Source organism: Bradyrhizobium sp. P5_C11_2 (genome assembly GCF_054049755.1).
Genome location: NZ_JBFULT010000489.1, coordinates 1 through 5765, shown reverse-complemented (window position 1 = coordinate 5765; position 5765 = coordinate 1). Strand labels below are relative to the sequence as shown.

The 5765-nt window shown below is 64.8% G+C and carries 9 protein-coding genes; 4 read left to right on the top strand and 5 right to left on the bottom strand.

From position 1 onward, the window contains the following. Positions 1–257: 257 nt before the first annotated feature. Genes ACXJL8_RS31855 through ACXJL8_RS31845 form a run of 3 tightly spaced genes read right to left on the bottom strand, consistent with a single transcriptional unit; the run spans position 258 to position 1806 of the window. A complete protein-coding gene (locus tag ACXJL8_RS31855) occupies positions 258–1067 on the bottom strand; it encodes an isocitrate lyase/PEP mutase family protein (RefSeq protein ID WP_456618127.1) in 810 nt (269 codons plus the stop codon). Positions 1068–1118: 51 nt separating this feature from the next. Then, positions 1119–1469 (bottom strand): antibiotic biosynthesis monooxygenase family protein, encoded by a 351-nt coding sequence (locus ACXJL8_RS31850; protein ID WP_456618128.1) that lies wholly within the window; start codon positions 1467–1469, stop codon positions 1119–1121. 28 nt (positions 1470–1497) lie between these two features. Continuing rightward, positions 1498–1806: an NIPSNAP family protein gene (locus ACXJL8_RS31845; protein ID WP_027555111.1), complete on the bottom strand. Its 309-nt coding sequence runs from the start codon at positions 1804–1806 to the stop codon at positions 1498–1500. Positions 1807–1952: 146 nt separating this feature from the next. Between ACXJL8_RS31845 and ACXJL8_RS31840 the strand changes: the two genes are divergently transcribed. The 3 genes from ACXJL8_RS31840 (at position 1953) to ACXJL8_RS31830 (ending at position 4340) form a co-directional block, all read left to right on the top strand. Continuing rightward, complete coding sequence (locus ACXJL8_RS31840) at positions 1953–2651, top strand: metalloregulator ArsR/SmtB family transcription factor (RefSeq protein WP_456618129.1); 699 nt, start codon at positions 1953–1955, stop codon at positions 2649–2651. 218 nt (positions 2652–2869) lie between these two features. After that, positions 2870–3880 carry an alpha/beta fold hydrolase gene (locus ACXJL8_RS31835; protein WP_456686213.1) on the top strand — a complete coding sequence of 337 codons (1011 nt, stop codon included), beginning with the start codon at positions 2870–2872 and terminating at the stop codon, positions 3878–3880. Positions 3881–4088: 208 nt separating this feature from the next. Continuing rightward, positions 4089–4340: a GCG_CRPN prefix-to-repeats domain-containing protein gene (locus tag ACXJL8_RS31830; RefSeq protein WP_456618131.1), complete on the top strand. Its 252-nt coding sequence runs from the start codon at positions 4089–4091 to the stop codon at positions 4338–4340. Positions 4341–4532: 192 nt separating this feature from the next. Here the strand turns inward: ACXJL8_RS31830 and ACXJL8_RS31825 are convergent, their stop codons facing one another. Continuing rightward, positions 4533–4808: a twin-arginine translocation signal domain-containing protein gene (locus ACXJL8_RS31825; RefSeq protein WP_456618132.1), complete on the bottom strand. Its 276-nt coding sequence runs from the start codon at positions 4806–4808 to the stop codon at positions 4533–4535. A 209-nt stretch (positions 4809–5017) separates the two neighbouring features. Then, complete coding sequence (locus tag ACXJL8_RS31820; RefSeq protein ID WP_456618133.1) at positions 5018–5332, bottom strand: hypothetical protein; 315 nt, start codon at positions 5330–5332, stop codon at positions 5018–5020. A 130-nt stretch (positions 5333–5462) separates the two neighbouring features. Between ACXJL8_RS31820 and ACXJL8_RS31815 the strand changes: the two genes are divergently transcribed. After that, positions 5463–5765: glutathione S-transferase N-terminal domain-containing protein (locus tag ACXJL8_RS31815; RefSeq protein WP_456686212.1), on the top strand; the 303-nt coding region annotated here is incomplete at its 3' end.

The window sequence follows — 5765 nt, the reverse complement described above, 5'->3', positions numbered from 1 at the left end:
CGGGTGCAGCGCCGAGCAAGCCGGCCGCACCGGATCCGGCCGCTCCGTCTGATGGTGGCAAGTCGCAGTAACGTCGCGAATGTCATCGCGTAACACACAGCTGTCATCGCCCGGCTTGACCGGGCGATCCAGTACTCCGAGACGGTCGTGATTGACCGAGAAGCCACGGCGTACTGGATGCCCCGCTTTCGCGGGGCATGACACCGAGAGGATGAGAGAGCGGCGGGACCTAACATCCCGCCGCTTCTCGTTTGCCTCTAGCTGAACATCTTGTTGAGCTCGCCGCCGGAATAGCCGCCGCCGAGCTCGGCAAACGTCCCCTGCTCCGCCATCTCCTTGGCCGCGCGCATGAAGCCGCCCCAGGCGGCACGCGCGAGCGAGCCGCCGATGCTGATCCGGCGCACGCCGAGATCGGCAGCTTCCTGCAAGGACAGCCCGGAGCCGCCGATCAGGAGATTGAACGGCTTTGGATGCACGGCCTTCACCACCGCTGCGATATCCTCGCGGCTCTTCAGGCCCGGCGCGTAGAGGCAATCGGCGCCGGCGTCGGCGTACGCGGTGAGCCGGTCGATGACGAGCTTGAGGTCGGTCACGCCCCACAGATACGCCTCGCAACGGCCGACCAGCAGCGTGCCGCTGTCGCCGATCGCCTTGCGTGAAGCCTTGATGCGCTCGACCGCAAGCGCGCGCTCGTAGATCGGCCTGTCCTTGTCGCCGGTGGAATCCTCGATCGAGAGACCGGCGACGCCGGTGCGTACCCCGCGCTCGACATTTTCCGCGACCTTGTCCGGCTCGACCGCGAAGCCGCCTTCGAAATCGGCGTTGACGGGGATGTCGACCGCCGAGCTCAATGCTGCCAGATGCTGACAGACGTCGTCGACGGTGACGTGATTATCGGCCTTGCCGATGGTCCAGGCAAAGCCCGCGCTCGACGACGCGAGCGCCTTGAAACCGAGATGCTGCAACGCCTTGGCGCTGCCGACGTCGACCGGATTGGGCAGGATGAAGCAGCCGCTCTCGTGCATCTTCTTGAACGTCGCGCGCTTGTCAGCGGTTGTCACATGCATGTTTCTCTCCCTTGTTGGCCGCGCAGACATAAGCGCGCGCAAATGCAAGCGCTAGTGCGCGTCGTGCACTGCGCGGCTGTCCTTGGGCGCCTGCTCGCGATCGTTCATGCCGTAGTCACGGATGACGCTGGCGATGCGCAGGCGGTAGTCGGCAAATATCTGTGCCCTGCCCTTGGCCTGGGTGCGCCGGTGCTCCATCGTGTTGCGCCAGGCCTCGACCGCCGCCTCGTCGCGCCAGAACGACACCGACAGGATCTTGCCCTTCTCGGTCAGGCTCTCGAAGCGCTCGACCGAGATGAAGCCGTCGATGGTTTGGAGGATCGGCTTCAGATCGGCCGCGAGGTCGAAATAATTCTGGCGATGTTCCGGCTTCGGCCAGACTTCGAAGATCACGGCGATCATGGGCGTCTCCTGCTAACGGTGTCGTGGCCTACAATACCACCTTGCGCAGGAATGTGCGCTCTTCCGCGAGGATGAACTTGTTCTCCTCGGCGAAATGGAAATTCGCCATGCCTTCGGCGTCCTGCCGCAGCCGCGCGCGATAGGCCTCATAGGCGGCGAGGCTCTCGAAGGTGATCAGCGCAAAGGCGATGTTGTTGGTGCCCTCATGCGGCATGAAATAACCGATCAGGTCGCCGCCGCATTTCGGGATGATGGTGAGCCAGCGTTTCGAATAGTCCTCGAACTGCGCGCGCTTGAACGGATCGAGCTGGTAGCGGATGAAGACGGTGACGGACATGGGAGCCTCCTGATTGATCGTTGCTGCGAGCAAAGCGACGCCGTCGCCGCTGAAGCACTGGATTGCTTCGCTGCGCTCGCAATGACTTGTTTGCAGCAGGAGCCTACGCCCTTGCCCGACTACAATGCTTCGGCTACCATCGAAGCATGAAATCAGGACCCGACATCGCCATGATCGCTTCGCTGGTCGGCGACCCCGCCCGCGCCAACATGCTCACGGCGCTGATGAATGGGCGCGCGCTGACCGCGAGCGAGCTGGCGCAGGAGGCCGGCATCACGCCGCAGACCGCGAGCTCGCATCTTGGGAAGCTCGAGGCCGGAGGGCTGGTCGAACCGGAGAAGCAGGGCCGGCACCGCTACTACCGCCTCACCGACGATGACGTCGCCGGCGTGCTCGAAGGCCTTGCGGGCCTCGCCGCGCGAACCGGCCACATGCGCGTGCGCACGGGGCCGAAGGATCCGGAGCTGCGGCGGGCGCGCATCTGCTATGACCACCTCGCCGGCGATCTCGGCGTGCAGATGCTCGACACCATGCGCAACCGGCGGCTCGTCAAGCACAAGAAGCAGGAGATCGAACTGACGCCGGACGGCGAGCGCTTCCTGGCGGAGCATTTGCAGATCTCGCCCGAAATGCTCGCCCACCCGCGCCGTCCCGTCTGCAAGGCCTGCCTCGACTGGAGCGAGCGGCGCCACCATCTCGCCGGCACGCTCGGTGCCGCCATGATGAAGCGCTTCACCGAGTTGAAATGGGCCGCGCGCGACGCCACGCCCGGCAGCCGCGTGGTGAATTTCACCCGCACCGGCGAGAAGCAGTTTGCCGCGCTGTTCGGAAATGGGAAGGACTGATCACGCGAGGTGCGTGAAATCGCACGTTTGCGTGTGAATTCGCGTGCTCGTCATGGCCGGGCTTGACCCGGCCATCCATGCGTATATGGCCAGCGTCATTCCGGGGCGGTCCACAGGACCGAACCGTGGTGCGCAATTGCGCACCTGGGAATCTCGAGGTTCCGGGTTCGATGCTTCGCATCGCCCCGGAACGACTGTGCCAGACAACAGAGACCTCAATGAACCGCATCMTCTCGACCGCCCTCGCCGCCGCCCTCCTCGCCACCCCGCTCACTGCATCCCGCGCCGCCGACACCATCCAGCGCGAGCCCTACGGCATCGCGCTCGAAGGTTTTGCCTATCCCTATCCCGTGCACCTGCTGCCGGTCGTCAACGACGGCGAGCAGCTCAGCATGGCCTATATGGACGTCGCCCCTCAGCAGCCGAATGGCCGCACCGTCGTGCTGCTGCACGGGCGCAATTTTCCGTCGAGCTATTGGGCCCCTGTCATCAGGATGCTGAGCGATGCGGGTTTTCGCGTTGTCGTGCCGGACCAGATCGGCTTCGGCAAATCCTCCAAGCCAGCAGGCGAGCTGCATTTCGACACGCTGGCGCGCAACACCATGGCGCTGCTCGACCATCTCAAGATCGACAAGGCCGAGATCGTCGCGCATTCGCTCGGCGGCATGCTGGGCGTGCGCATCGCCCGCGCCTATCCGGACCGGGTCGCACACCTTGTTCTAACGGCCCCAATTGGCCTCGAGGATTACCGCCTCTACGTGCCGCCGACGCCGACCGAGAAGATCATCGAGACCGAGGACAAGCTCACCCCGGACGGCTACCGCAAGCAGCTCCAGACCAATTACGCGATCAAGCTGCCGCCGGATCAGATCACACCGTTCATCGACGCCCGCTTCAACATCAAGAACAGCCCCGACTATCCGCGCTGGCTGCGCGCCTTTGTCAGCTCCGGCCAGATGATCTACCGCGAGCCGGTCGCGCACGAGGTCGCGCTGATCACCGAGCCGACGCTGTTCATCATGGGCGCCGACGACCACAACGCGCCGGGCCGTCCGAACGCGCCGGAGGCGCTCCGCGCAAAAATGGGGCAGAACGCCGAGCTCGCGAAAGCACTGGCCGCGAAGATGCCCAATGCGCGGGCCGAGGTGGTTCCGGACACCGGGCATCTCGTCTTCCTGGAGGCACCGGAGAAGTACAAGGAGTTGGTGCTGGGCTTTCTCGGCCGCTAGCGACGCCTGATTGTCGCCTCAGGCAGCATGCGGTGTTCATGCCGCATTCAGGTCATGATTGGCAGATTTGGATCGCGACGTGTCGGCACGTTCTCCCCAAATTTAACGTGTCGAATCGTGTCTTTTGATTCATTGTGCGCCGCAAGCGCCAGTCCCCCAAGAACCTGCCCCCAAGAATCTGCCCCCCAAGGACAAGAAGGAAGATCAGATGAAATACCTGTTCGCCGCCGTGATGCTCGCCAGCGCGGTCGTTGGTTTCAGCGAGGCGGCCAGCGCCGCCGGTGGCTGCGGCCCCGGCTGGTATCGCGGCGCCTATGGCGGCTGCCGCCCGATGCGCGGTGCGGTCGTTGTGCGCCCTGGCCCGGTCGTGGTCGCGCCGGCGCCGGTCGTTGTCGTGCCGCGCGCGCGCGTGTGCCCCTATGGCTTCCGCTGGTACGCCGGCCGCTGCCGTCCGTTCTGATCTTTTCTTTTCGCATTACGAATTGGCCGCGCGGCATTGGCTGGCGCGGCCATTTCTTTTTGGGCGCATTTCTTTTTGAGGTACCTGCCAACGCTTCATCCGCAGAGTCCTGTAGCAGCCCCCGAATCAAAACGGGGACCGCAACTGCGATCCCCGTCCAAGACCTCGAGCGGCGCTCGATCGGCGAGCCGCTTACCAGTGACGGCGATGCCAGCGCCGGCGGTGCCAGCCCCAGTGACGGTGGCCCCAGCCGCGGTGGTGGCCATGCCAATGCACCTGCTCGGGCTTCAACTCCGCGGCTTCCTCGCTGCTGGTGACGGCGGGATGCACATCTGCATCCGGCTGCGGCATCCCAGCCGGACCGCCGAGCGGCTGCGGCGAGAGCGGCGCGGCTTGTGCGGCGGCCGTGAAAGCGGCTGCGCCCGCCGTCACACCGAATGCGAGTTTCAGAAAATTGCGGCGTTCCATGACATCTTCCTCTCGGGCATGCGTTGCATGATGCGGAGGCAGTGTCGGGCCCGCGAGATGAACTGCGGCTGAATCGCGCGTTCAGGTTCATGTCAAAGCTGACAGGAACGGCCGTAGCCCGGATGGAGCGCAGCGCAATCCGGGGCCGGCGAGGCATCACGCAAAAACCCCGGATTACGCTGCGCTCCATCCGGGCTACGCACCGAACGCTACTTCGCAAACTCCTGTGCCAGCACCAGCGTCTCGCGCGTGCGTTTCACATCGGGCCAGTCGCGGTTGAAATCGGCCACGAGCCGCTTCAGCGCATCGCCCTTCAGCATCGCAGCCAGCTTGGCCTCGTCATCGAACTGATACATCGCCTGGTGCAGCGAGGGATCGTCGAGGCTCCAGAACCGCCAGGCCTTGGCTACGCCGAATGCCTTCACTGCGTCCGGCACATGCTCGGTCTTGTACCATGTGTCGAAGGCGGCGCGCTTGCTGGCGTCGGTGACGGTGGCGCGGACCACGAAGAAGGCGGCGGGCATTGGGYGTCCTCCTGTTGTTTGGGGCGAGACTAACCGCTCAAGTCGCCGGCGACAAAAAGAGTTGGCACCGGTGTCGGAACGCGCGCACGTCACACGTCCTTTGCTCAGGACCTCGACATGGAGACGCCAAATGGCCGACCTCACGCTGACCACCTTCGACTGGGTTCCCGAGATGCCGCGGGGCTTCGTGCGCGACCTTCGCGTGCGCTGGGCGCTCGAAGAAGCCGCACTGCCCTATCGCGTCGCGAGCACGCCTTTCGGCGACCGCAGCGCCACCCATTTCGCGCACCAGCCGTTCGGCCAGGTGCCGTGGCTGACCGACGGCGACATCTCGATCTTCGAGAGCGGCGCGATCCTGCTGCATCTGGGCGAGCTCAGCGACAAGCTGATGCCTACCGATCCGCGCGGTCGCAACACGGCGACGGAATGGGTG

Excerpts from the sequence above, each read along its gene's own strand:
- ACXJL8_RS31845 (WP_027555111.1), bottom strand. The coding sequence starts at position 1,806 with ATGTCCGTCACCGTCTTCATCCGCTACCAGCTCGATCCGTTCAAGCGC.
- ACXJL8_RS31855 (WP_456618127.1), bottom strand. The coding sequence starts at position 1,067 with ATGCATGTGACAACCGCTGACAAGCGCGCGACGTTCAAGAAGATGCAC.
- ACXJL8_RS31840 (WP_456618129.1), top strand. The coding sequence starts at position 1,953 with ATGAAATCAGGACCCGACATCGCCATGATCGCTTCGCTGGTCGGCGAC.
- ACXJL8_RS31820 (WP_456618133.1), bottom strand. The coding sequence starts at position 5,332 with ATGCCCGCCGCCTTCTTCGTGGTCCGCGCCACCGTCACCGACGCCAGC.
- ACXJL8_RS31830 (WP_456618131.1), top strand. The coding sequence starts at position 4,089 with ATGAAATACCTGTTCGCCGCCGTGATGCTCGCCAGCGCGGTCGTTGGT.
- ACXJL8_RS31850 (WP_456618128.1), bottom strand. The coding sequence starts at position 1,469 with ATGATCGCCGTGATCTTCGAAGTCTGGCCGAAGCCGGAACATCGCCAG.
- ACXJL8_RS31825 (WP_456618132.1), bottom strand. The coding sequence starts at position 4,808 with ATGGAACGCCGCAATTTTCTGAAACTCGCATTCGGTGTGACGGCGGGC.